The following is a 21,862-nucleotide window of genomic DNA, read 5'->3' on the forward strand; positions in this document are numbered from 1 at the left end:
TACTTGATGATAAGAGGGGGCTCTAGTGAGCCCCCTTTTCTGCGCACCAATCGCAAATGTTTGACATGTGCTGTTGGCGTGCCTATAATGCGCATCCTTTGAATGCGTGGGTAGACGGCTCGCGCCGTCGACATCCATTGGAGTTTAGGGCAAATGCAGAACCAAAAGATTCGCATTCGGTTGAAAGCGTTCGACCATCGCCTGATCGATCAGTCCACAGCGGAGATCGTTGAAACCGCTAAGCGTACTGGTGCTCAGGTTCGTGGTCCGATTCCGCTGCCGACCAACCGCGAGCGCTACACCATCCTGATTTCACCGCACGTCAACAAAGATGCGCGTGATCAGTATGAGATTCGTACTCACAAGCGTGTGCTCGATATCGTCGAGCCGACCGAGAAAACCGTTGATGCGCTGATGAAGCTCGATCTCGCCGCTGGCGTAGACGTGCAAATCAAGCTCGACTAATACACTAGACACTTTGCGGCCCAGCGCTCATCGATCATGTTTGAGCAGCAGCCGCCGCGCCGTGAGGCGCCACACAATGTGCTAGTGGAATGCTCTGGAAAGGGCAGCCATAGCGGGTGATAGCCCCGTACACTATAGGAGACTGAGTATGACTATCGGTTTAGTCGGTAAAAAGGCCGGGATGACCCGTGTCTTTACCGAAGATGGCGCATCCGTGCCCGTGACCGTTATTGAAGTTGATCCTAACCGTGTAACACGCGTCAAGACCATTGAGTCTGACGGTTACGCAGCGGTTCAGGTGACTACAGGTTCTCGTAAAGCCAAGCACCTCACCAAAGCGCAAGCGGGTCAGTTTGCCAAGGCGGGTGTTGAGGCTGGTCGTTCACTGATGGAATTCCGCCTTGCAGAAGGCGAAGAAGCTCCTGAAGTGGGTGGCGAACTCACCGTATCCCTCTTCGAAGCTGGTCAAATGATCGATGTGACCGGCACCTCTAAGGGTAAAGGCTTCCAGGGTGCTGTTAAGCGCTGGAACTTCCGTACCCAAGACAACAGCCATGGTAACTCCCTGTCGCACCGCGCGCCGGGTTCTATCGGCATGTGTCAGACACCGGGTCGTGTATTTAAAGGCAAAAAAATGGCCGGTCAAATGGGTAACACCCGTTGCACCGTACAGAGCCTTGAGATCGTCCGTGTCGACGCCGAGCGTAACCTGCTGCTGATCAAGGGCGCAGTACCGGGTGCTACCGGTAGCGACGTTATCGTTCGCAGCGCCGTGAAAGCTGGCTGAAGGGGATAATTACCAATGAATCTGAATCTTGCTGCAGGCACGGGTACCGTTGAAGTAGCCGACGCCACTTTTGGCAAAGAATTCAACGAGGCGCTGGTGCACCAGGTCGTTACCGCCTATTTGGCTGGTGGCCGTCAGGGCACGCGCGCTCAAAAGAACCGTTCCGACGTACGTGGTGGTGGTAAGAAGCCGTGGCGTCAGAAGGGTACCGGTCGTGCACGTGCCGGTACTATCCGCTCTCCGCTGTGGCGCAGCGGCGGTGTCACTTTCGCGGCGCGTCCACAGGACTACACCCAGAAAGTTAACCGCAAAATGTACCGCGCGGCGATGCGTTCCATCCTGTCTGAGCTGGTACGTCAAGAGCGCTTGGTCGCTGTTGAAGAGTTCAGCGTAGAAGCGCCGAAGACCAAGCAGGTCGCTGCCAAGCTGAAAGAGCTCAACCTTGAGAAAGTGTTGATCGTCACTGAAGAAGTCGATGAAACGCTCTATCTGGCCGCACGCAACCTTCCCCACGTTGACGTGGTGGATGTCGCTGCAGCTGATCCGGTGAGCCTGGTTGCCTTTGATAAGGTCCTGGTCACCGTCTCCGCCCTGCGTAAATTCGAGGAGAAGCTGGCATGAACCAGGAACGCGTATTCAAGGTTCTGCTTGGACCGCACGTGACCGAAAAGGCCGCGATGGCAGCCGAGCGCAACCAGTACGTTTTCAAGGTGGCAAGCGATGCTACCAAGCCCGAGATCAAAAAAGCCGTTGAAGCACTGTTCGGCAAGAAGGTCGGCAGCGTTCAGGTGCTGAACGTCAAGGGTAAAACTAAGCGTACTGCTCACGGCGTTGGCCTGCGTAAGGGTTACCGCAAAGCGTATGTGACCCTGGCTGCGGGTGAAACGCTCGAAGACTTCTCTGGCGCCGAATAAGGGCAGGAGTACGGATAATGGCAATCGTCAAGACCAAACCCACATCCGCCGGTCGTCGCCACGTCGTCAAGATCGTTGGTGAGGAACTGTACAAAGGCCGTGCCTATGCACCGCTTTTGGAAAAGCAGTCCAAGTCCGGTGGCCGTAACAACTACGGTCGCATCACCACCCGCCACGTGGGCGGTGGGCACCGTCATCACTATCGGTTGATCGACTTCAAACGCACCAAAGATGGCATTCCGGCCACCGTTGAGCGTTTGGAGCACGACCCGAACCGCAGTGCGCACATTGCACTGCTGAAGTATGCCGATGGCGAGCGTCGTTACATCATTGCACCGAAAGGTGTCAGCGCGGGTGACGTGCTGGAGTCTGGTGTCAACGCGCCCATCAAGAAAGGCAATGCCTTGCCGCTGCGCAACATCCCGTTGGGTTCTACCGTTCACGGTATCGAACTGAAGCCGGGTAAAGGCGCGCAGATTGCTCGCAGTGCCGGTACTAGCGCTCAGCTGGTTGCTCGTGAAGGTAACTACGCCACGCTGCGTCTTCGCTCTGGCGAAATGCGCAAAGTGTTGGCAGAGTGCCGCGCAACCTTGGGTGAAGTGAGCAACTCCGAGCACAGCCTGCGTCAACTTGGCAAGGCCGGTGCGAAGCGCTGGAGAGGTGTGCGTCCGACTGTTCGCGGTGTCGCGATGAACCCGGTGGATCACCCGCACGGTGGTGGTGAAGGCCGCACCAGTGGTGGTCGTCACCCGGTATCCCCGTGGGGCGTACCGACTAAGGGTCATAAGACGCGTAAGAACAAGCGCACCGACAAGCTGATCGTTCGTCGTCGTAATAAGACACGTTGATCTAAATTGCCAAGACATTAAGAGGTAACGGCTGTGCCACGTTCACTTAAGAAAGGTCCCTTCATTGACCTTCATCTTTTGAAGAAGGTAGAGGCTGCAGTGGAGAAGAACGACCGCAAACCGATCAAGACTTGGTCGCGTCGTTCGATGATCCTGCCAAACATGGTAGGCCTCACCATTGCTGTCCATAACGGTCGCCAGCACGTCCCGGTGCATGTTTCCGAGGAAATGGTTGGCCACAAACTGGGCGAATTCGCTGCCACTCGCACGTATCGCGGGCATGCGGCGGACAAGAAAGCCAAACGGTAAGCCAGAGAGGATTAAGAGATGGAAGTCACAGCTAAGCTGAGTGGCGCTGCTTTATCCGCACAGAAGGCCCGTTTGGTGGCTGACCAGGTGCGCGGTAAACCGGTCGCCGAAGCGCTTGATCTGCTGACCTTCTCCCCGAAGAAGGCTGCCAAACTGGTCAAGAAAGTGCTTCAGTCCGCCATCGCGAATGCGGAAGAAAACAACGGCATGGACATCGACGAGCTGCGTGTCTCGACCATCTGCGTCGATGAGGGCATGACGCTCAAGCGTATCAAGCCGCGCGCCAAAGGCCGTGCGGACCGTATCTTGAAGCGCACCTGCCACATCACCGTCAAGGTAGCCGAGAAGTAGGAGTCGACCAGATGGGTCAGAAAGTCAATCCAACAGGCATTCGACTGGGCATCGTCAAAGACCATGCTTCTGTCTGGTATGCCGAGCGCGGCGCCTATGCCGATAAGCTCAACAACGATCTCGAAGTGCGCAGCTTCCTGGAAGAGCGTCTGAAAAACGCTTCCGTAAGCCGCATCCACATCGAGCGTCCGGCTAACAACGCCCGCATCACCATTCACACTGCCCGCCCGGGTATCGTGATTGGTAAAAAAGGTGAAGATGTCGACCGTCTGCGTCGCGATCTGACCGAGATGATGGGTGTCCCGGTTCATGTGAACATCGAAGAAGTTCGCAAGCCGGAGCTGGATGCCAAGCTGGTCGCTGCCAACGTAGCGGGTCAGCTGGAGCGTCGCGTCATGTTCCGTCGTGCCATGAAGCGCGCGGTACAGAACGCAATGCGTCTTGGCGCTGGCGGCATCAAGATTCAGCTGTCAGGTCGTCTGGGTGGTGCCGAAATCGCACGTACCGAATGGTACCGCGAAGGTCGCGTTCCGCTGCACACTCTGCGTGCGGACATCGACTACGCCACTTACGAAGCTCACACCACCTACGGCGTCATCGGCGTCAAAGTGTGGATCTTCAAGGGTGAAATCCTCGGCGGTATCGAGGAAGTACGTGCCAAGGCGAAGCAACAGCAGCCTGCCGGCAACGCGCCCAAGAAGAAAGGTTCCAGGTAAGGGGAGAGCGAGTCGATGTTACAGCCCAAGCGTATGAAATTCCGCAAGATGATGAAAGGCCGCAACCGTGGCCTGGCGCATCGCGGAAGCAAGATCAGCTTCGGGGAGTACGGTCTCAAAGCAACCGGTCGTGGCCGCATCACTGCGCGTCAGATCGAAGCTGGCCGTCGTGCGATCACACGTCACGTCAAACGTGGCGGTAAGATTTGGATCCGCGTATTCCCGGACAAGCCGATCTCCAAGAAGCCGCTCGAAGTTCGTATGGGTAAGGGTAAAGGTTCAGTTGAGTACTGGGTAGCCCAGATCCAGCCGGGTCGGGTCCTGTACGAAATTGAAGGTGTGTCCGAAGAGCTGGCCCGTGAAGCATTCGAGCTAGCCGCACAGAAGATGCCCCTGTCCACCACCTTTGCGAAACGGACGGTGATGTGATGAAAGCCCAGGAAATTCGTGAAAAGTCCGCAGGAGAGCTCAAAGAGCAGCTCCTCGAGCTACTCCGCGAGCAGTTTAACCTGCGCATGCAGAAGGCCACTGGCCAACTGAGCCAGACTCATCTGCTCAAGCAGGTCCGTCGGGATATCGCCCGCGTTAAGACTGTGCTCAACGAGAAGGCAGGTGATTGAGATGGCCGAAGAGAAAAAAACACGTACGCTGACCGGCAAGGTGGTCAGCGACAAGATGGACAAGTCCATCGTCGTTATGATCGAGCGTCGTGAGCGTCACCCGATCTACGGAAAATACGTTAAGCGCTCCACCAAGCTGCACGCCCATGATGAGGCGAACCAGGCAAAGGCAGGCGATACGGTTTCCATTCAGGAGTGCCGTCCGCTTTCCAAGAAGAAAGCCTGGACGCTGGTCGAGGTGGTCGAGCAGGCCAAAGGTTAACCCCTGCGTCTGTCCAACCAGTGCAGTCAGATTAGGTTTGGAGAAAACCGATGATTCAGACTCAGACAATGCTGGATGTCGCCGACAACAGCGGAGCGCGCCGGGTGCAATGCATCAAGGTGCTAGGCGGTTCTCACCGTCGTTACGCCCGCGTTGGTGACGTCATTAAGGTAACGGTGAAAGAAGCGATTCCGCGCGGTAAGGTCAAAAAAGGCCAAGTGCTGAAAGCGGTGGTCGTTCGCACCCGTAGTGGCGTCCGTCGTAGTGACGGTTCGCTGATCCGTTTCGATGGAAATGCGGCAGTTTTGTTGAACAACACCAACGAACAGCCGATCGGCACGCGTATCTTCGGGCCGGTAACTCGTGAACTTCGTAATGAGAAGTTCATGAAGATCATTTCCCTAGCGCCTGAAGTGCTGTAAGGAGCGAGGCGGATATGCAAAAGATCAAACGTGACGATGAAGTCATCGTCATCGCCGGGAAGGATAAGGGCAAGCGCGGCACCGTTAAGCGGGTACTAGAAAACCGCTTCGTGGTGTCTGGTGTGAACATGATCAAACGTCACACCAAGCCCAATCCCATGGCGGGTAATCAGGGCGGTATCGTCGAGCGTGAGGCTCCGATTCACGCGTCCAACGTAGCCATCTTCAATTCGGAGACCGGTAAGGCGGATCGCGTCGGCTTCCAAGTTAAGGAAGACGGTACCAAGGTACGTATCTACAAGTCGACGCAGACGCAGATCGACGCCTAACGCGAGTCGGGTAGCAAAATGGCGAACTTGAAAGAACGTTATCAAAACGAGGTGGTGGCTCAACTCAAAGAGCAGTTCAGCTACGCCAACGTAATGCAGGTACCCCGGATCACGAAAGTGACTCTGAACATGGGTATCGGCGAAGCGGTCAGTGATAAAAAGCTGATCGACAACGCCATCGGCGACCTGGAGAAACTCTCTGGTCAGAAGCCGCTGGTGACCAAGGCACGCAAGTCCATCGCGGGCTTCAAGGTGCGCGAAGGTTGGCCGATCGGTATCAAAGTGACACTGCGCGCAGAGCGTATGTGGGACTTCCTGGACCGCCTGGTAAACATTGCGATTCCCCGCGTGCGTGACTTCCGTGGTCTTAACCCGAAGTCTTTTGACGGTCGCGGCAATTACTCTATGGGTGTGCGTGAGCAGATCATCTTCCCGGAGATCGAGTATGATAAGATCGATCGCGTTCGGGGGCTGGACGTCACCATCACTACTACCGCCAACACCGACGAGGAAGGCCGTGCGCTGCTAGCTGCACTGAACTTCCCGTTCAAGAAATAAGGGTTGGATCATGGCTAAGAAAAGTATGGTAGAGCGTGAGCTCAAGCGTACTCAGCTAGTCGAGAAGTATGCGGCTAAGCGCGCAGAGCTCAAGAAAATCATCTCGGACGTGAACGCTTCTGAAGAAGATCGTTTCGAGGCGACGCTGAAGCTGCAGCAACTGCCGCGCGACTCAAGCCCGGTGCGTCAGCGTAATCGCTGCCGCGTGACTGGCCGTCCGCACGGTTTTTACAACAAGTTCGGTCTCGGCCGTAACAAGCTGCGTGAAGCCGCCATGCGTGGCGACGTCCCTGGTCTGAAGAAGTCCAGCTGGTAACGCCACGTAGAATCATCAGGAGCGCACATTAAATGAGCATGCAAGACACTCTGGCGGATATGTTCACCCGTATCCGCAATGCGCAGATGGCCACCAAGGAGACGGCTACCATGCCGTCCTCCAAGCTGAAAGTCGAAGTGGCCCGCGTGCTAAAGGAAGAAGGCTACATTACCGACTTTACGGTGGCTGAAGGCGTTAAACCCGAGCTGACCGTTACTCTCAAGTACTTTGAGGGTAAGCCGGTTATCGAGCACATTCAGCGGGTTTCCAAGCCGTCTCTGCGCCAGTACAAAGGCAAAGACAACCTGCCTAAGGTCGCCGATGGTCTGGGTATCGCGATTGTCACCACCTCTAATGGTGTCATGACCGATCGTGCCGCGCGCCAAGCAGGCGTCGGTGGCGAAGTCATCTGCACCGTATTCTAGGAGGCTGGAATGTCCCGCATAGCGAAATATCCGGTTAAAGTGCCTGCTGGTGTCGACATCAAAATCGACGCTGGCCAGCTGACCGCCAAAGGCGGCCAGGGCACGCTGTCTATGACCGTTCACCAAGACGTGGTGATCGCTCAAGAAGACGGCCAGCTGACCTTCGCCCCGAGTGAGTCTGCCAAGAGCTGGGCAATGGCCGGTACTACCCGCGCCTTGGTTCAGAACCTGGTCACGGGCGTATCTGAGGGTTTCACAAAAACTCTCGAAATTGTTGGCGTCGGTTATCGTGCCCAAGCTAAGGGCCAGACGCTCAATCTTTCACTGGGCTTCTCGCACCCGGTCGACTACGAACTGCCTAAGGGTGTTACGGCGGAAACGCCGAAAAACACCGTGATCGTGCTGAAAAGCGCGGACAAGCAGATGCTCGGTCAGTGCGCCGCGGAAATCCGCGCCTTCCGTCCGCCTGAGCCGTATAAAGGCAAGGGTGTACGGTACGCCGACGAGCAGGTGCGTCGCAAAGAAGCCAAGAAGAAGTAAGGCAGGGTTATGAACGCGAAGAAAGAATCTCGTCTCCGTCGTGCCCGCCGCGCTCGCGCCAAGATCCGCGAGCTGGGCGTGTATCGCCTGTGCGTCAACCGTACCCCGCGTCACATCTACGCGCAGATTATCTCGCCGGATGGTGGCAAAGTGCTGGCCAGTGCTTCTACGCTGGACAAGGCACTGCGCGAGGGTGCGACCGGCAACACAGACGCGGCTACTAAGGTCGGTGCTCTGATTGCCGAGCGCGCTAAAGAAGCAGGCATCACCCAGGTGGCCTTCGACCGTGCTGGCTTTAAGTATCACGGTCGCGTCAAGGCTCTGGCCGACGCCGCTCGTGAAGGCGGCCTGGAATTCTAAAGGGTTTTACGATGGCGAAGAACGAACAGCAAAGCGGCGATCTGCAAGAGAAGTTAGTGCAGGTCAACCGCGTCGCCAAGGTGGTCAAGGGTGGTCGTATTTTCGGCTTCACCGCACTGACCGTCGTTGGTGATGGTAAAGGTCGTGTCGGTTTCGGTCGTGGCAAGGCGCGTGAAGTGCCGGTCGCAATCCAGAAAGCGATGGATCAAGCTCGTCGCAACATGGTCAAGGTCAACCTTGCAGGCAACACGCTGCAGTACCCGGTCAAAGCCCGTCACGGCGCTTCCAAGGTGTACATGCAGCCAGCCTCCGAAGGTACCGGTATCATCGCCGGTGGCGCCATGCGCTCTGTACTAGAGCTGGCCGGTGTCCACGATGTACTGGCCAAGTGCTACGGTTCCACCAACCCGGTTAACGTGGTGCGGGCGACTGTCAAAGGTCTCTCCTCCATGCAAGCACCGGAAGACGTGGCCGCCAAACGCGGTCTGTCTGTCGAAGCGATCACGGGGTAAGGCACCATGGCAGCAACGATCAAGGTTACCCAGATCCGCAGCACCATCGGCGTTTTGCCCAAGCACAAGGCTACTATGAAGGGCCTGGGCCTGCGTCGCATCGGTCATACGGTTGAGCTGGAAGACACCCCTGCCGTACGCGGCATGATCCACAAGGTGACCTACCTTGTGCGCGTTGAGGGAGAGTAATCCATGAAACTCAATACCCTGAGCCCGGCACCGGGCTCCAAGCACGCTGAAAAGCGCGTTGGTCGTGGTATCGGTTCCGGTCTTGGTAAGACCGGTGGCCGTGGCCACAAAGGTCAGAAATCTCGCAGTGGCGGTAGCGTCAAGCCAGGTTTCGAAGGCGGTCAGATGCCGCTGCAGCGTCGTCTGCCGAAGTTCGGCTTCACGTCCGCTAAATCGCTGGTATCTGAAGAAGTCCGCCTGGCCGAGCTTGCCAAGGTTGCCGGTGACGAGGTCACCATGGAAACCTTAAAGCAAGCCAACGTGCTGAAGGATGCAACGCAACACGCGAAAATCATCCTTTCTGGCGAACTGAACAAGGCGGTTACCGTTCGTGGTATCAAGGTCACCAAAGGTGCCCGTGAAGCGATCGAAGCCGCTGGCGGCAAGGTAGAGGACTAAATGGCCAAGTCAGGAAATATGCCGGCGATGGGCAGCGGTCTGAGTGAACTGTGGGCGCGTTTGCGCTTCGTGCTCCTCGCCATCGTGGTGTACCGTATCGGTGCCCACATTCCCGTTCCCGGTATCAATCCTGACCAGCTTGCTGCCTTGTTTAGGGAGCAACAGGGCACCATCCTAGGCATGTTCAACATGTTCTCGGGTGGCGCCCTGGAGCGCATGAGCGTCCTCGCCTTGGGCATTATGCCCTACATATCGGCGTCGATTATCATGCAGCTCATGACTGCGGTCTCCCCTCATCTTGAACAGCTCAAGAAAGAGGGCGAGGCTGGCCGCCGCAAGATCAGCCAGTACACCCGCTACGGCACGGTGATACTGGCACTTGTCCAGGCTACCGGCATGTCCGTGGGTCTGGCTAGCCAAGGCATCGCTTACAGCGCTGACTTCAGCTTCTATTTCACTGCGATCATCACGTTCGTGTCGGGCGCGGTGTTTATGATGTGGCTAGGTGAGCAGATCACCGAGAAGGGGATTGGCAACGGTATTTCGCTGCTGATCTTCGCGGGGATCGTCGCTGGGCTGCCCAGTGCCGTGGGGCAAGCGTTCGAGCTTGCTCGCAATGAAGGGGCCTGGAATGTTCTTCCGCTGTTAGCGCTGTCAGTGCTAGGTATTGCCACCGTTGCGTTCGTGGTGTTCATCGAGCGCGGTCAACGCCGCCTCAAAGTGAACTATCCGCGACGCCAAGTCGGCAATAAGATGTATGCAGGCCAAAGCAGCTACTTGCCTTTGAAGGTGAACATGGCCGGTGTTATTCCAGCCATCTTTGCTTCTAGCATCCTCCTCTTTCCGGCTTCGATCGGTCAGTGGGTAGGGGCTGGCGAAGGGATGGAGTGGTTGCAGCGTGCATCACAAGCGTTAGGCCCTGGCCAACCGCTTTACATCTTGCTTTTCGCGGCGGCAGTGGTATTCTTCTGCTTCTTTTACACAGCGCTGGTCTTCAATCCCAAGGATGTGGCTGACAATTTGAAAAAGTCAGGCGCCTTCCTGCCGGGCATTCGCCCCGGCGAGCAGACCGCTCGCTATATCGACAAAGTGATGACGCGTCTCACTCTGTTCGGTGCCTTGTATATCACTGCGGTTTCCCTGATGCCCCAGTTCCTGATCGTAGCGTGGAACGTCCCGTTCTTCTTTGGCGGTACGTCGCTGCTGATCGTGGTAGTGGTCATCATGGACTTCATGGCCCAGGTGCAGTCGCATCTCATGTCGCATCAATATGACTCAGTGATGAAGAAGTCCAACCTGAAAGGCTACGGTAGCGGCGGCATCATGCGCTGAGGCGCGCCGTTGCGAATTGGAGAGAACGATGAAAGTTCGAGCTTCCGTAAAGAAGATGTGCCGTAACTGCAAGATCATTCGTCGCAATGGCGCTGTTCGCGTCATTTGCATCGAACCGCGGCACAAACAGCGTCAGGGCTAAACCTGGGCTGTATTAAGCGGGTGCCGGCATACCCCTTGCCTTAGGGCTTATAAAGGGGTATGCTGTTGCGCCTTTTGTAGATGATTAAACGAGCAAGCCGCTCAAATTTCGGAGTAAGCTGATGGCCCGTATTGCAGGCGTCAATATCCCGGACAACAAGCATGCGGCGATCTCGCTGACCTATATCTTCGGGATTGGCCGTACTCGCGCTAAGCACATTTGTGCTGCTGCCGGTATCGCGCCGACTGCCAAGATCGTAGACCTGTCCAGCGATGAGCTGGATACCCTGCGTTCTGAAGTTGGTAAGTTCACCGTAGAAGGCGACCTTCGTCGTGATGTCACGCTTAACATCAAGCGTCTCATGGACTTAGGCTGCTACCGTGGTCTGCGTCATCGTCGTAGTCTTCCGCTGCGTGGTCAGCGGACCAAGACTAACGCGCGTACCCGTAAGGGCCCGCGTAAGCCGATCCGCAAATAACACGCAGGCTCTTTCATAGAGAGCCAGCGTATAGACAGGAATAGACATCAACATGGCTAACCCGCGTAGTAACCGTAAAAAGGTTAAAAAGCAGGTAGTGGATGCCGTTGCGCATATCCATGCCTCTTTTAACAACACGATCGTGACGATCACAGACCGCCAGGGCAATGCTCTCTCTTGGGCAACTGCCGGTGGTTCGGGTTTTCGTGGTTCTCGTAAGAGCACCCCGTTCGCTGCGCAAGTAGCAAGCGAACGTGCAGCGACTGCTGCAGCCGAGTATGGTGTGAAAAACGTAGACGTGCTGGTCAAAGGCCCCGGTCCCGGCCGTGAATCCGCCGTGCGCGCACTGAATGCCGCCGGCTTCCGCGTGCAAAGCATCGTAGACGCGACGCCCATTCCCCACAATGGCTGCCGTCCGCCTAAGAAACGCCGCGTTTAAGGAGACAGATTCATGGCTCGTTATATTGGACCTAAGTGCAAATTGTCTCGTCGTGAAGGCACCGATCTCTTCCTGAAGAGTGGCGTGACTCCCTTCGAGAAGAAGTGTAAATCCGAGCAGATCCCGGGTGTACACGGCCAGCGTCGTCAGCGTCTTTCCGACTACGGCTTGCAGCTTCGTGAGAAGCAGAAAGTACGCCGTATGTATGGCGTACTCGAAAAGCAGTTCCGCAACTACTACAAAGAAGCCGCTCGCCTCAAAGGTGCGACCGGTGAAGTATTGTTGCAGCTGCTCGAATCCCGACTGGACAATGTCGTCTACCGCATGGGCTTCGGCTCGACTCGCTCTGAAGCGCGTCAGCTGGTCAGCCACAAGGCGATTTCCGTGAATGGCCGCACCGTTAACGTTGCTTCCTACCAAGTGAAGCCCGGTGACGTGGTCGCTATCCGTGAAAAGGCGAAGAACCAAGCCCGTATTCAAAACGCGTTGACCATTGCGGCCAACCGTGGCGACATCGCTTGGATTGACATCGACGCCAAGAAGATGGAAGGCACTTTCAAGGCTCTGCCTGAACGCGGTGACCTGACTGCCGACATCAACGAAAACCTGATCGTCGAGCTGTACTCCAAGTAAGCAGTTTGATGTACGTTTCTGCTTCTTGAGGCCTGGGCGGGATAGCAAAGCTAACCGCCCAGATGCTCTTGAGTATTGTGCTTTAGAGTACTCAGTATCCGTTTGGCAGCCTGAAAGGTGTTCATATGCAGCGTTCAGTGACAGAGTTTCTTCGTCCTCGCGACATCAAGGTCGAAGAAATCAGCGCACATCATGCCAAAATCGTCCTCGAACCGTTCGAGCGCGGCTTTGGTCACACCCTGGGGAATGCACTTCGTCGCATTCTGCTTTCATCCATGCCCGGCGCCGCTGTGGTAGAGGCTGAAATTGCCGGTGTAGAGCACGAATACAGTGCGCTCGAAGGGGTGCAGGAAGATGTCATCGAAATCCTCCTGAACTTGAAAGATGTTGCGATCAAGATGCACAGCCGCGATGAGGCGGTGCTCTCGCTGAACAAGCAGGGCCCAGCCGTCGTCACCGCTGGCGACATTGCGCTTGATCATAGCGTCGAAATCGTCAACCCGGACCATGTCATTGCACACGTCAATGAAGGTGCCGAGCTGAAAATTCAGCTTAAGGTCGCGCTGGGTCGTGGTTACGAACCGGCTGACGCTCGTGGCTCTGATGAAGAGACCCGTGCGATTGGACGCCTGCAGCTGGATGCCACCTTCAGCCCTGTTCGCCGTGTTTCCTACTCGGTCGAAGCCGCTCGTGTCGAGCAGCGTACCGACCTCGATAAGCTGATTATCGACCTGGAAACCGACGGTACCCTGGATCCGGAAGAGGCTATCCGTCGCAGTGCGACCATTCTGCAAGAGCAGCTGGCCGCCTTCGTCGACCTGGAAGCTGATAAAGAGCAGGAAGTCGAAGAGGAAGAGGATCACGTCGATCCGATCCTATTGCGCCCCGTAGACGATCTCGAGTTGACCGTACGCAGCGCTAACTGCCTCAAAGCCGAGAATATCTACTACATCGGTGATCTGATTCAGCGCACGGAAGTGGAGCTGCTGAAGACTCCGAACCTCGGTAAGAAGTCCTTGAATGAAATCAAGGATGTATTGGCAGCGCGCGGCTTGTCCCTCGGCATGCGGCTGGAAAATTGGCCACCCGCTAGCCTGAAGGACGACAAGGCTTCCGCGTAAGCGTCGACTTGAGTCCCAGTTTGGTAAGGAATCACAACCATGCGTCATCGTAAGAGTGGTCGTCATCTGAATCGTACCAGCTCGCACCGTCAGGCCATGTTCAAGAACATGTCTGTCTCGCTGGTCGAACATGAAGTCATCAAGACAACCCTGCCCAAGGCCAAGGAACTGCGTCGCGTTATCGAGCCGCTGATCACCCTGGCAAAGCAGGATAGCGTTGCAAACCGCCGTTTGGCGTTTGCTCGTACGCGCTCCAAAGAAGCCGTCGGCAAACTGTTCAACGAGCTGGGTCCGCGTTACGCCGAGCGTCCGGGTGGTTACATCCGTATTCTCAAGTGCGGTTACCGCACCGGCGACAACGCGCCCATGGCGTACGTTGAGCTCGTAGACCGCCCGGTGGCTGAAGAAGAAGCCGTCGCTGAATAAGCGCTGCTCCTTCTGGTAGGCACAATGAAAACCGACCCTTTGGGTCGGTTTTTTTATATCTGCGCTTTTTCCGCTGCTTTATCGAGATGAATGCTCTAAGGGAAGATCAATTTAACGATAAGGCATGCTAGGCTAATGCAGCAGCCGTATGAACGGCCAAGCGTCGGGCAGTGTGATCAATCAGTAAGAGGTCGGTATGGCAACAACACGAGGAGTGAGCACAGCGGTTTGGGCGGCGCACTGGCTACTGGTCATGCTGATGATGACGCTGATGGGTAGCGCCAACGCCCAGGCGAATCCTCGTTATGCAGGCATCGTTGTGGATCTCGAAAACGGCGAAGTGCTATACGCTGAAAATGCTGACGAGCCACGCTATCCTGCGTCGCTCACGAAAATGATGACACTCTACCTAACATTCGAAGCGCTGGAGGAGGGAAGGCTAAGCCTCGATCAGCCGTTGCCCGTTTCTGCTCAGGCGGCTGCCATGCCGGCGACCAAACTATGGCTGTCGGCCGGTAGCTCCATTCCTGTGGATACGGCGATTCGTGCGCTAGCCGTGCGCTCTGCCAACGATGTGGCCGTGGTCGTGGCGGAAGCATTAGGTGGCAGCGAGCAGCGCTTTGCTAACCTGATGACAGTGAAAGCCCGTGAACTGGGGATGAACGCCACCACCTTCCGCAACGCCTCTGGGCTGCCCGATGACCAGCAAAGGACGACCGCGCGTGACATGCTGACGCTCTCGGTACGAGTCATGCAGGACTTTCCTCAATACTATCACTACTTCGGGTTGCAGGAGTTCACCTATCGTGGCACGCGCCATACCAGCCACAATCGCTTGGTGCGCGACTACCCGGGGGCCGACGGTTTGAAAACCGGCTTTATTCGTGCTTCGGGCTTTAACGTAGCCACCACCGCCGTTCACAACGGTCGGCGGATGGTGGCCGTGGTGATGGGCGGATTTAGCTCCTCCTCGCGGGATACCCACATGGCGGATCTGCTGGACCGTAGCTTTATGCGCGCCTCGCTCAGAGATCAGCGCACTTGGTTGGCGAACACGAGCTTTTCCAGTGAGTTCATGGGCTTTGCCGGGCCTGCGCAACCGCTGCGACAGTCAACGCCTGTTCGTCCCTCTACCCAGCCGATGGTAGCCAATGTCTCGGCAACGTCCCTCTCCCCGACACCGAGCGCTACACGAACAACGCCCGCGCAGGCCGTCGAATCTCAACTCATCGATGCTGCTGAGGCAGACCGTACGCCGCCCTCCGCGTCTCCAGATCCGCTGCAGGCCTTTATCGAGCGGGAGCAGGTACTGGCCAGTGCGTCGCCTGAGGGGCAAGCAGCCTCGGCGAGTTGGGGCATACAAGTCGGAGCATTTAGCCAAGCGGCACAGGCAGAGCAGTTTGCTCGCCAAGCCGCACAGCGGTTGCCAACGAGCGTGGGAGGCCGCGTTGCCATCGATCCGCTTCAGGGGCCCACGACAGTGTTTCGCGCCCGTGTCGTCTCATTGAACGAATCGCAGGCACGCCAAGCGTGCCAAGCGCTACAGGCGCAGGGCATGGACTGCATGGTGGTCAACGCGAGTCTTTGAGCCGCATGACACGCTGCCCCGCCAATCCCCGGTTGGCGGGGCTTTTTTATGCTGTGCGTCTGGGTGCGCAGCCACAATAATAAACGTAGAAGAGGAGACAACGGATGACGCCCTCGCTAAAAGGCATTTTATTCATGTGCTTAGGCGTGCTGTTTTTGGCGCTTGGCGATGCGGTCTCTAAATGGCTGGGAGCCGTCCACTCGCCCTTACAGATCATCTTTTTCCGCACATTGGTATCGCTGCCGCTGATTGCCCTGTTGGCTTACGTAAGCGGCGGATTACGCAAGCTGCGTACTCGGCGTCCAGGCGTGCATCTGCTGCGCGGTTTGATTTACACCGCCACGATGGTCTGCTTCGTGTGGGGCTTGACCCTGCTGCCCTTGGCCGAGGCCACGGCGATTGCCTTCGTGGCACCCCTGTTCGTGACGCTACTCTCCGTACCGCTGCTGGGTGAGCGTATCGACCCGCCGGTGCTGGTGGCGTCGCTGCTAGGCTTCTTAGGAGTGCTGATCGTCGTGCGCCCTGGCGGTGATGCTTTCCAGCTGGGCGCAATGATCGTTCTTGCGGCGGCGGTGTTCTATGCGCTCATGATGGTGACGGCGCGGCGCTATGGCGCCAACGAGCACCTATGGGCGATGGTGTTCTATATGACCATGGTGCCGCTGGTCGTGACGGCCGTGAGTTTGCCCTGGGTATGGCAAACCCCACAGCCGTGGCATTGGCTTGGATTTTTGGTATCTGGGGTGTTGGGTGTTGGTGCCACGGCATTCATTACTCTGGCCTTTCGCTATGCGCCTGCGGCCATTGCAGCCCCTTTCGATTATACGGCCATGCTCTGGGCGGTGCTGTTGGGTTGGTGGTTCTGGGGAGAGCTGCCGGACCTTTGGGTATGGGTCGGCAGCGCGCTGATCATGTTGAGCGGCTTAGCTATCGCTTACCACGATCGACGCACTACCTTGAAACGCCGCCCAACGGCGTAGACGTTAGGCAAACTGATAGACATCCATGGCCAGCACGCCGTGTTCGACGCTGTGATGACGCAGTGTTGCCTGTCCGCCCGCCCCCATGGCTACCAGAAGCGGCTGAAAGTGCTCGGGTGTGGGGTGATTACGTTCAGCATCGGGGCCGCGTTGCCAGTGGATGAGTGCATCGCGGTCATCTTCTCGCAGCCTTGCATGCACCCACTCGGCGAAACGCTCGACCCAAGCCGGCACTTGACTGCCCTGAGCCTGCAGCTCGTAGAGATTGTGGGTCAAGCTGCCCGAACCGATCACCAGGATACCCTCCTGACGCAGCGGTGCGAGCTGCTCGCCCAGGGCGATCAACTCGCTAGCACCCCAGTGGCTGGGCAGCGATAGCGATACCACCGGTATATCGGCATCCGGATACATCAGTGACAGTGGCACCCACGCGCCGTGATCAAGTCCGCGCTCCGTCTCCGTGGCGCCTAGCTGTTGGGCCAAACGTTTGGCCAAGACGGGTTCCCCAGGCGCTGGGTACTGCACGGCAAACAGGGCGTCGGGAAAACCGCCAAAATCGTGGATAGTCGTAGGTGTCGCGCTGCGGCTCACCTGCAACCGTTCGGTCTCCCAGTGTGCTGAAACCACCACGACGGCCTTGGGTCGCAGAGTGCGGCCCAGCTCCTTCAAGAAGTGATGGGCTGGGGTGGGGGTGAGCGCCAGCATGGGAGAGCCATGGGAAATGAAGAGACTCGGTAACATAGGATACGCTCCAGTCAATGGGCCTGCCAACGTGTGATTCTCGGCAGGCCATTGGATTATGACAGTCGGCGGCTGATGACGAAGCTTCCGCTGCCCAGGCCGGCTTGCACCAGGAGGGCCACGGCCCAGAACACTGGGAACTCCCAGCCGCCGCCGGGATTGGAGAAGACCCAGCCGTTACCGAGGTGTACCCAGGCGGCGCCGAGCAGCACCGGTACTAGCGCCAGACTCACCCAGCGGGTGTATAGGCCCAGCACCAGGGCCAAGCCTCCGCCGACTTCGGCGGCAATGGTCAAGTAAGCCATGAAACCGGGCAGGCCAAGCGATTCGAAGTAGCCCACCGTGCCAGGAAGCGTAAACACGAACACTTTCATCAGGCCGTGAGCCAGGGCCATCCCACCTAGGCTAACGCGCAGTAGGGCGGTCGCATGAAGGATTGTCGTCGGGGTAGATAACGTCGTCATAGCACTCTCTCGCGTTTTGAGCATCACCATGGATGCGATGATGCTACTGTAGGCCAGCAAGAGAAGAAGATAATCTAACCGATGAGCACTTTACTGTTGCGATATACGCGATAATCCAAGCCCCTGTTCCCATATGGGTGGGTCGCCCCAGGCATCGGCCAACTGATCGATGAAGTGCGCTACCTTGGCGGGTAGAAAACGCCGTGCGGGGTAGAGGGCGTGTATGTCTAGGTAGGTCGGCGGTAGGTCTAATAGAAGCGGCACCAAGTGTCCCCGCTGGATGCTCTCATGAATCAGAAAACTGGGTTGCTGGGCGATGCCTAATCCCGCTTCTGCGGCATGGGTCAACATATCCCCATTATTGCTCTCCAGCGGCCCCGTGACGCTAACGTACTGCTGGCCGAAGCGCCAGTCGCCGCTGTTCTGCCCGCTGCGGTAGCGCAGGCAGTGGTGCTGGGTAAGGTCTTCGATGCGCAAAGGCGTGCCGTGCTGCGCTAAATAGCCGGGTGACGCGCACAGCACGAGCTGGCAGCGGGCTAGCCGTCTGGCGATTAGGCTGGAGTCGGGCAGGCTACCGATGCGGATGGCGACATCATAGCCCTCCTCCAACAAGTCTACGCGGCGGTCGTTGAGATCGAGGCGTACGTCGAGTGCGGGGTGCGCCTGCATGAAATTCGCTACCTGAGGCGCGAGATAGCGCGTGCCGAAACTCATGGGACCATTGATACGCAGCCGCCCGCTCACAGTGTGAGTGCCACTGCCGACATCGGCAGCGGCCTCCTCCAACGCCAGCAAAATGGCCTGGGCATGGGCTAAATAGCGCTCTCCCGCATCGGTAAGATGCAGCCGCCGCGTCGTGCGCTGGATCAATCGCGCGCCCAGCGTCTCCTCTAGCGCCATGACCTGCCGCGACACCCGCGTACGTGAAAGATCCAGTGCCTCGGCAGCGCGGGTATAGCTGCCAAGCTCCGCCACTTTGACGAAGGCGGTCAGCTGGTCGAGTCGACTCATGGGGCGCAAAACGCCAGCGCCGCCCGGTAAGGGTCGGGCTGGCCGCAGATCGCAGAAATCACCGCCATCCCTTGGGCACCGGCGGCACTCACTTGGGCGGCGTGCTGCGCCTTTAAGCCGCCAATCGCCACGCTGGGCAACGGGCAGGCGCGCACCAGCTCGGCCAGGCCCTCGAAGCCGATGGGCCGAGCATGATCCTGCTTGCTGGCAGTGGCGAAAATGGGGCCTAACCCGACGTAGTCCAACAGCGCGATGGGCGCGTCACGAAGCTGCGCGAGAGTGTTGATCGACAGTCCTAGAATGGCCTGCGGCCCCAGCGCCTCCCGCGCCTCTAGAACCGCGGTATCGCTCTGGCCAACATGCAGGCCGTCGGCGCCGCTGGCGACGGCCACGGCGAGTCGGTCGTTGATGATCAGCGGCACGTGGGTGCCCGCCAGCAGCCTTTTGAGGCGCTTGGCTTGTTCGATCATCGCCTCGTCGCTGGCATGCTTGTCGCGTAGCTGCACCACGGTCACGCCCCCTTTGACGGCGGCTTCCACCGTCGCTTCGAGGCCCGCTTCCGCGCACAGAGCGGCATCGGTCACCAAATAGAGCGAAAGATCACACGGCATGCAGCGTCTCCACTTGGCTTTGCGACGAAAGATCCTCTGGAGTGAGCTGGTAAAGTGCATCCAGAAACGCGACCTGAAAGCTGCCCGGCCCCTTGGCCTGCTGACCCGCACGATGCCCGGCGATGCCAAAGCACGCCAAGGCGGCCAGCGTCGCGGCCAGCGGGTGCTCGCGGTTGGCGGCAACGAACCCAGCCACCAAGGCGCTCAAGCCACAGCCCAGCGTCGTAACGCGGGGCATCAGCGGATGGCCCCCGGTTAGCCGGACGTGGTGGCTACCATCGGTGATGACATCGGTCTCGCCGGTCATGGCAACGATGCAGCGTTGCCGCTGGGCGAGCGTCATGGCGGCGTGAGTGGCGTCATCGACGGAGGCCGTGGCATCGACCCCACGCCCTTGGCTGGCCAAGCCGGCCAGCGCCATCACTTCCGAGGCATTGGCGCGAATGACGCTGGGGCGATGGGACAGCAGCGCCTGGCACACCCGCTGGCGGAACTCGGTGGCCCCGACGGCGACGGGGTCCAGCACCCAGGGGGTGTCGGTCGTATCGGCCGTGCGCGCCGCCAGCTGCATCGACTCGGCCCAGGGAGCAGAGAGCGTGCCAATATTGATGGAGAGCGCGTTTGCCATCGCGGTAAATTCAGCGACTTCTTCGGCGGCGTGCAGCATGGCAGGCGATGCGCCCGTGGCCAGCAGCAGGTTGGCGGTACTGTTCATGGCCACGTAATTGGTCATGCAGTGAACGAGCGGCGTGGACTCGCGCAGGGCAGCGAGCATATCGCCAAGTGGGTGGTAAGTCATGGTTTCCTCCCGGGTAAGGAGGTGGTGGTAAGCACCACGACTCCCTACGCCGGCGTTATCCGGTTCAGGTTCAAAGGGTGCTTCTCAGCCGTTGAACGGCGCCCCTGTCGTTGGTGGGTACTATCCTAGCCTTGGACGGCGCTGTAAAGCCCGGTCAACAACGCGTCAACGAAACGCGATGCGGGTGCCGTACGTGAGCATTTCGTCAGGGGTGATGGCTCGGCCCTGCACGCCAATCATTTCGTCGCCGCACTGATCGGCAAAGGTCAGCACGCCATGGGTTAAGCCGAGTTGGCCCAGGGCATCGCGAATTTCACCGGTTCCCAGAAAGGTGCTGACGCGACCTTGAGCGTCACATAGGTCCGAGACGCCATTAGCATGGTGAAAACGCACTTTGTAGATGCCATCCATGGACTCGACTTCGACGATGGGGGAGAAGCCATTCTGAATCGCATTGTTCAACTGCTTCAATGTCAGGCGATCGCCAAGGGTCATATCGATAGCTGTCATGACGTGCTCCTATCGGACGCCATTCGCGGGGCATCACGGGTCACTATGTAAAATTGTCGAAATAGAAGTGTAGAAGATTTGCATCATTTTTCCAGGGGCATTCGGGGGCGCCTTTGCCCAGGTATTAATGCACGGCATCTAGCGCATGCTGCTGGAGTTTGACCAGTGGAATGATGTCCAGCGTTCGCTCGTTCGTACCGGACAAAACGACCGGCGGCGCGAGTCCTACCTGTGCCGCTTCGGCCCAGCGGTGCGCGCAAAGACACCAGCGATCCCCGGGTTTCAAACCGGGAAAGCCAAACTCCGGCCGCGGTGTCACCAAGTCGTTGCCTTGCGCCTTGGAGAAGGCCAAAAACTCCTCGGTCACCATGGCGCACACCGAATGGATGCCGACATCGTCTGGCCCTACCCGGCAAAAACCATCGCGATAGAAACCGGTTTTCGGCGAGTGGCAGCAGGGCGTGAGCGGTTCACCCAATACGTTTAGATCACGGGACATAAAGACTCCTCGGGGGCAGGCTGGAATTCTGCGTTCCTCGCCCTCATAACATGGGAAATAACGCCTTCAAAGGCAGTGATGCACAGGCAGCGGGAAGCACGACGCTGTCGCCTAAGCCTTGTACAAAGTCATACGTCCGTCAAAGATTTTGCATCGCGTCAACACAAGCATCATCCAACCAGGAGAGTGTCATGTCGTATCAAGGTGAACAGCATCCGGGGGTGACCCCGGCCGCTTCGCAAACCCAGGGCTTTCGCTTGAACCACACCATGCTGCGGGTCAAAGACCCTGAGCGTGCGCTCGCGTTTTACTCCAAGGTGTTTGGCATGCAGGTGCTGCGCCGTCTGGACTTCGAGGAGATGCAGTTTTCGCTCTACTTTCTGGCCAATGTCGAGGAGAGCGATCACGTGCCGGAAGAGACCCAAGCGCGCACCGCCTGGACCTTCAGCCAGAAAGGCCTGCTAGAGCTGACCCATAACTGGGGCACCGAAAACGAGCAGGACTTTGCCTACCACGACGGTAATGCCGAGCCGCAAGGCTTCGGGCACATCTGTTTTAGCGTGCCGGACTTGGAAGCCGCCCAAGCGTGGTTCGATGAGCACGACGTCACCTTCGTGAAGCGTGCCGACCAAGGCAAAATGAAAGACGTGATCTTCGTCAAAGACGCCGATGGCTACTGGATCGAAGTGATTCAAGCCGACCGTATGGCAGGCATGGGCGATTAACG

General features: G+C 57.9%; 38 protein-coding genes and 1 riboswitch. Of the genes, 31 read left to right on the forward strand and 7 right to left on the reverse strand.

The window, feature by feature from the left end:
• Positions 1-153: 153 nt before the first annotated feature.
• The 30 genes from rpsJ (at position 154) to FRH_RS07020 (ending at position 16,500) form a co-directional block, all read left to right on the forward strand.
• On the forward strand, positions 154-465 hold the full coding sequence (rpsJ, locus tag FRH_RS06875) for a 30S ribosomal protein S10 (protein ID WP_009098983.1): 312 nt from the start codon (positions 154-156) through the stop codon (positions 463-465).
• Positions 466-613: 148 nt separating this feature from the next.
• Positions 614-1,252 (forward strand): 50S ribosomal protein L3, encoded by a 639-nt coding sequence (gene rplC / locus FRH_RS06880; RefSeq protein ID WP_044628835.1) that lies wholly within the window; start codon positions 614-616, stop codon positions 1,250-1,252.
• Between the two features lie 15 nt (positions 1,253-1,267).
• The gene (gene rplD / locus FRH_RS06885; protein WP_139527871.1) at positions 1,268-1,873 is read left to right on the forward strand and encodes a 50S ribosomal protein L4; all 606 of its coding nucleotides are present in this window, start codon (positions 1,268-1,270) and stop codon (positions 1,871-1,873) included.
• Entirely contained in the window at positions 1,870-2,166 is a 297-nt protein-coding gene (rplW, locus tag FRH_RS06890; RefSeq protein ID WP_009723902.1) for a 50S ribosomal protein L23, read from the forward strand. Before rplD ends, rplW begins: the two co-directional genes overlap by 4 nt.
• Before the next feature lie 17 nt (positions 2,167-2,183).
• Entirely contained in the window at positions 2,184-3,014 is an 831-nt protein-coding gene (gene rplB, locus FRH_RS06895) for a 50S ribosomal protein L2 (protein WP_044628832.1), read from the forward strand.
• A 33-nt stretch (positions 3,015-3,047) separates the two neighbouring features.
• A complete protein-coding gene (gene rpsS / locus FRH_RS06900) occupies positions 3,048-3,323 on the forward strand; it encodes a 30S ribosomal protein S19 (RefSeq protein WP_009098993.1) in 276 nt (91 codons plus the stop codon).
• Between the two features lie 18 nt (positions 3,324-3,341).
• Positions 3,342-3,674, forward strand: a complete 333-nt coding sequence (rplV, locus tag FRH_RS06905; protein WP_044628831.1) for a 50S ribosomal protein L22 — start codon at positions 3,342-3,344, stop codon at positions 3,672-3,674.
• Positions 3,675-3,685: 11 nt separating this feature from the next.
• The gene (gene rpsC / locus FRH_RS06910) at positions 3,686-4,390 is read left to right on the forward strand and encodes a 30S ribosomal protein S3 (RefSeq protein WP_018917731.1); all 705 of its coding nucleotides are present in this window, start codon (positions 3,686-3,688) and stop codon (positions 4,388-4,390) included.
• Positions 4,391-4,405: 15 nt separating this feature from the next.
• Positions 4,406-4,819: a 50S ribosomal protein L16 gene (rplP, locus tag FRH_RS06915; RefSeq protein ID WP_007112000.1), complete on the forward strand. Its 414-nt coding sequence runs from the start codon at positions 4,406-4,408 to the stop codon at positions 4,817-4,819.
• Positions 4,819-5,010 (forward strand): 50S ribosomal protein L29, encoded by a 192-nt coding sequence (gene rpmC / locus FRH_RS06920; protein WP_027337514.1) that lies wholly within the window; start codon positions 4,819-4,821, stop codon positions 5,008-5,010. The genes rplP and rpmC overlap by 1 nt, the downstream gene beginning before the upstream one ends.
• 1 nt (position 5,011) lies before the next feature.
• On the forward strand, positions 5,012-5,272 hold the full coding sequence (gene rpsQ / locus FRH_RS06925; RefSeq protein ID WP_009723897.1) for a 30S ribosomal protein S17: 261 nt from the start codon (positions 5,012-5,014) through the stop codon (positions 5,270-5,272).
• A 50-nt stretch (positions 5,273-5,322) separates the two neighbouring features.
• A complete protein-coding gene (rplN, locus tag FRH_RS06930; RefSeq protein WP_009723896.1) occupies positions 5,323-5,694 on the forward strand; it encodes a 50S ribosomal protein L14 in 372 nt (123 codons plus the stop codon).
• Positions 5,695-5,708: 14 nt separating this feature from the next.
• Positions 5,709-6,023, forward strand: coding sequence for a 50S ribosomal protein L24 (rplX, locus tag FRH_RS06935; protein WP_009723895.1), 315 nt, complete (start codon positions 5,709-5,711; stop codon positions 6,021-6,023).
• Between the two features lie 18 nt (positions 6,024-6,041).
• Entirely contained in the window at positions 6,042-6,581 is a 540-nt protein-coding gene (rplE, locus tag FRH_RS06940; protein ID WP_139527872.1) for a 50S ribosomal protein L5, read from the forward strand.
• A 10-nt stretch (positions 6,582-6,591) separates the two neighbouring features.
• Positions 6,592-6,897 carry a 30S ribosomal protein S14 gene (rpsN, locus tag FRH_RS06945; RefSeq protein ID WP_044628827.1) on the forward strand — a complete coding sequence of 102 codons (306 nt, stop codon included), beginning with the start codon at positions 6,592-6,594 and terminating at the stop codon, positions 6,895-6,897.
• Between the two features lie 32 nt (positions 6,898-6,929).
• Complete coding sequence (gene rpsH / locus FRH_RS06950) at positions 6,930-7,322, forward strand: 30S ribosomal protein S8 (protein WP_009723892.1); 393 nt, start codon at positions 6,930-6,932, stop codon at positions 7,320-7,322.
• 9 nt (positions 7,323-7,331) lie between these two features.
• Complete coding sequence (gene rplF, locus FRH_RS06955; protein WP_139527873.1) at positions 7,332-7,862, forward strand: 50S ribosomal protein L6; 531 nt, start codon at positions 7,332-7,334, stop codon at positions 7,860-7,862.
• Positions 7,863-7,871: 9 nt separating this feature from the next.
• On the forward strand, positions 7,872-8,222 hold the full coding sequence (gene rplR, locus FRH_RS06960) for a 50S ribosomal protein L18 (RefSeq protein WP_139527874.1): 351 nt from the start codon (positions 7,872-7,874) through the stop codon (positions 8,220-8,222).
• A gap of 11 nt (positions 8,223-8,233) precedes the next feature.
• Positions 8,234-8,734 (forward strand): 30S ribosomal protein S5, encoded by a 501-nt coding sequence (rpsE, locus tag FRH_RS06965; RefSeq protein ID WP_044628824.1) that lies wholly within the window; start codon positions 8,234-8,236, stop codon positions 8,732-8,734.
• A gap of 6 nt (positions 8,735-8,740) precedes the next feature.
• Positions 8,741-8,923, forward strand: a complete 183-nt coding sequence (gene rpmD, locus FRH_RS06970; RefSeq protein ID WP_139527875.1) for a 50S ribosomal protein L30 — start codon at positions 8,741-8,743, stop codon at positions 8,921-8,923.
• A 3-nt stretch (positions 8,924-8,926) separates the two neighbouring features.
• Positions 8,927-9,361: a 50S ribosomal protein L15 gene (rplO, locus tag FRH_RS06975; protein ID WP_089674586.1), complete on the forward strand. Its 435-nt coding sequence runs from the start codon at positions 8,927-8,929 to the stop codon at positions 9,359-9,361.
• Positions 9,362-10,693: a preprotein translocase subunit SecY gene (secY, locus tag FRH_RS06980; protein WP_054640906.1), complete on the forward strand. Its 1,332-nt coding sequence runs from the start codon at positions 9,362-9,364 to the stop codon at positions 10,691-10,693.
• 28 nt (positions 10,694-10,721) lie between these two features.
• A complete protein-coding gene (gene rpmJ, locus FRH_RS06985) occupies positions 10,722-10,835 on the forward strand; it encodes a 50S ribosomal protein L36 (protein ID WP_009099023.1) in 114 nt (37 codons plus the stop codon).
• A gap of 121 nt (positions 10,836-10,956) precedes the next feature.
• Positions 10,957-11,313 carry a 30S ribosomal protein S13 gene (gene rpsM, locus FRH_RS06990; protein WP_062363022.1) on the forward strand — a complete coding sequence of 119 codons (357 nt, stop codon included), beginning with the start codon at positions 10,957-10,959 and terminating at the stop codon, positions 11,311-11,313.
• Between the two features lie 52 nt (positions 11,314-11,365).
• Complete coding sequence (rpsK, locus tag FRH_RS06995; RefSeq protein WP_009099028.1) at positions 11,366-11,752, forward strand: 30S ribosomal protein S11; 387 nt, start codon at positions 11,366-11,368, stop codon at positions 11,750-11,752.
• A 12-nt stretch (positions 11,753-11,764) separates the two neighbouring features.
• On the forward strand, positions 11,765-12,385 hold the full coding sequence (rpsD, locus tag FRH_RS07000) for a 30S ribosomal protein S4 (protein ID WP_044628820.1): 621 nt from the start codon (positions 11,765-11,767) through the stop codon (positions 12,383-12,385).
• Positions 12,386-12,510: 125 nt separating this feature from the next.
• The gene (rpoA, locus tag FRH_RS07005) at positions 12,511-13,506 is read left to right on the forward strand and encodes a DNA-directed RNA polymerase subunit alpha (RefSeq protein ID WP_016915790.1); all 996 of its coding nucleotides are present in this window, start codon (positions 12,511-12,513) and stop codon (positions 13,504-13,506) included.
• A 39-nt stretch (positions 13,507-13,545) separates the two neighbouring features.
• Complete coding sequence (gene rplQ / locus FRH_RS07010) at positions 13,546-13,932, forward strand: 50S ribosomal protein L17 (RefSeq protein ID WP_044628819.1); 387 nt, start codon at positions 13,546-13,548, stop codon at positions 13,930-13,932.
• 196 nt (positions 13,933-14,128) lie between these two features.
• Entirely contained in the window at positions 14,129-15,520 is a 1,392-nt protein-coding gene (locus FRH_RS07015; RefSeq protein ID WP_281997992.1) for a serine hydrolase, read from the forward strand.
• 104 nt (positions 15,521-15,624) lie between these two features.
• Complete coding sequence (locus FRH_RS07020; protein ID WP_153843237.1) at positions 15,625-16,500, forward strand: DMT family transporter; 876 nt, start codon at positions 15,625-15,627, stop codon at positions 16,498-16,500.
• 3 nt (positions 16,501-16,503) lie between these two features.
• Here FRH_RS07020 and FRH_RS07025 read toward each other — a convergent pair whose 3' ends face one another.
• From FRH_RS07025 to FRH_RS07055, 7 genes are all read right to left on the reverse strand, one after another.
• Positions 16,504-17,241: a class III extradiol ring-cleavage dioxygenase gene (locus FRH_RS07025; RefSeq protein WP_281997993.1), complete on the reverse strand. Its 738-nt coding sequence runs from the start codon at positions 17,239-17,241 to the stop codon at positions 16,504-16,506.
• Positions 17,242-17,297: 56 nt separating this feature from the next.
• Complete coding sequence (locus FRH_RS07030; protein WP_281997994.1) at positions 17,298-17,705, reverse strand: DoxX family protein; 408 nt, start codon at positions 17,703-17,705, stop codon at positions 17,298-17,300.
• Positions 17,706-17,795: 90 nt separating this feature from the next.
• The gene (locus FRH_RS07035) at positions 17,796-18,716 is read right to left on the reverse strand and encodes a LysR family transcriptional regulator (RefSeq protein ID WP_281997995.1); all 921 of its coding nucleotides are present in this window, start codon (positions 18,714-18,716) and stop codon (positions 17,796-17,798) included.
• Entirely contained in the window at positions 18,713-19,327 is a 615-nt protein-coding gene (thiE, locus tag FRH_RS07040; RefSeq protein ID WP_281997996.1) for a thiamine phosphate synthase, read from the reverse strand. Before thiE ends, FRH_RS07035 begins: the two co-directional genes overlap by 4 nt.
• Positions 19,317-20,126, reverse strand: coding sequence for a hydroxyethylthiazole kinase (thiM, locus tag FRH_RS07045; protein ID WP_153843232.1), 810 nt, complete (start codon positions 20,124-20,126; stop codon positions 19,317-19,319). The genes thiE and thiM overlap by 11 nt, the downstream gene beginning before the upstream one ends.
• A 24-nt stretch (positions 20,127-20,150) precedes the next feature.
• Positions 20,151-20,242: riboswitch (TPP riboswitch) on the reverse strand.
• A 49-nt stretch (positions 20,243-20,291) separates the two neighbouring features.
• Positions 20,292-20,636: a hypothetical protein gene (locus FRH_RS07050; protein WP_281997997.1), complete on the reverse strand. Its 345-nt coding sequence runs from the start codon at positions 20,634-20,636 to the stop codon at positions 20,292-20,294.
• 124 nt (positions 20,637-20,760) lie between these two features.
• Complete coding sequence (locus FRH_RS07055; protein WP_139527883.1) at positions 20,761-21,135, reverse strand: DUF2237 domain-containing protein; 375 nt, start codon at positions 21,133-21,135, stop codon at positions 20,761-20,763.
• A gap of 191 nt (positions 21,136-21,326) precedes the next feature.
• Between FRH_RS07055 and gloA the strand changes: the two genes are divergently transcribed.
• Positions 21,327-21,860 (forward strand): lactoylglutathione lyase, encoded by a 534-nt coding sequence (gene gloA / locus FRH_RS07060; RefSeq protein WP_139527884.1) that lies wholly within the window; start codon positions 21,327-21,329, stop codon positions 21,858-21,860.
• The last annotated feature ends 2 nt before the right edge of the window (positions 21,861-21,862 follow it).

The organism is Halomonas sp. A020, from assembly GCF_027943625.1.
Taxonomy (GTDB): Bacteria; Pseudomonadota; Gammaproteobacteria; order Pseudomonadales; family Halomonadaceae; genus Vreelandella; species Vreelandella piezotolerans.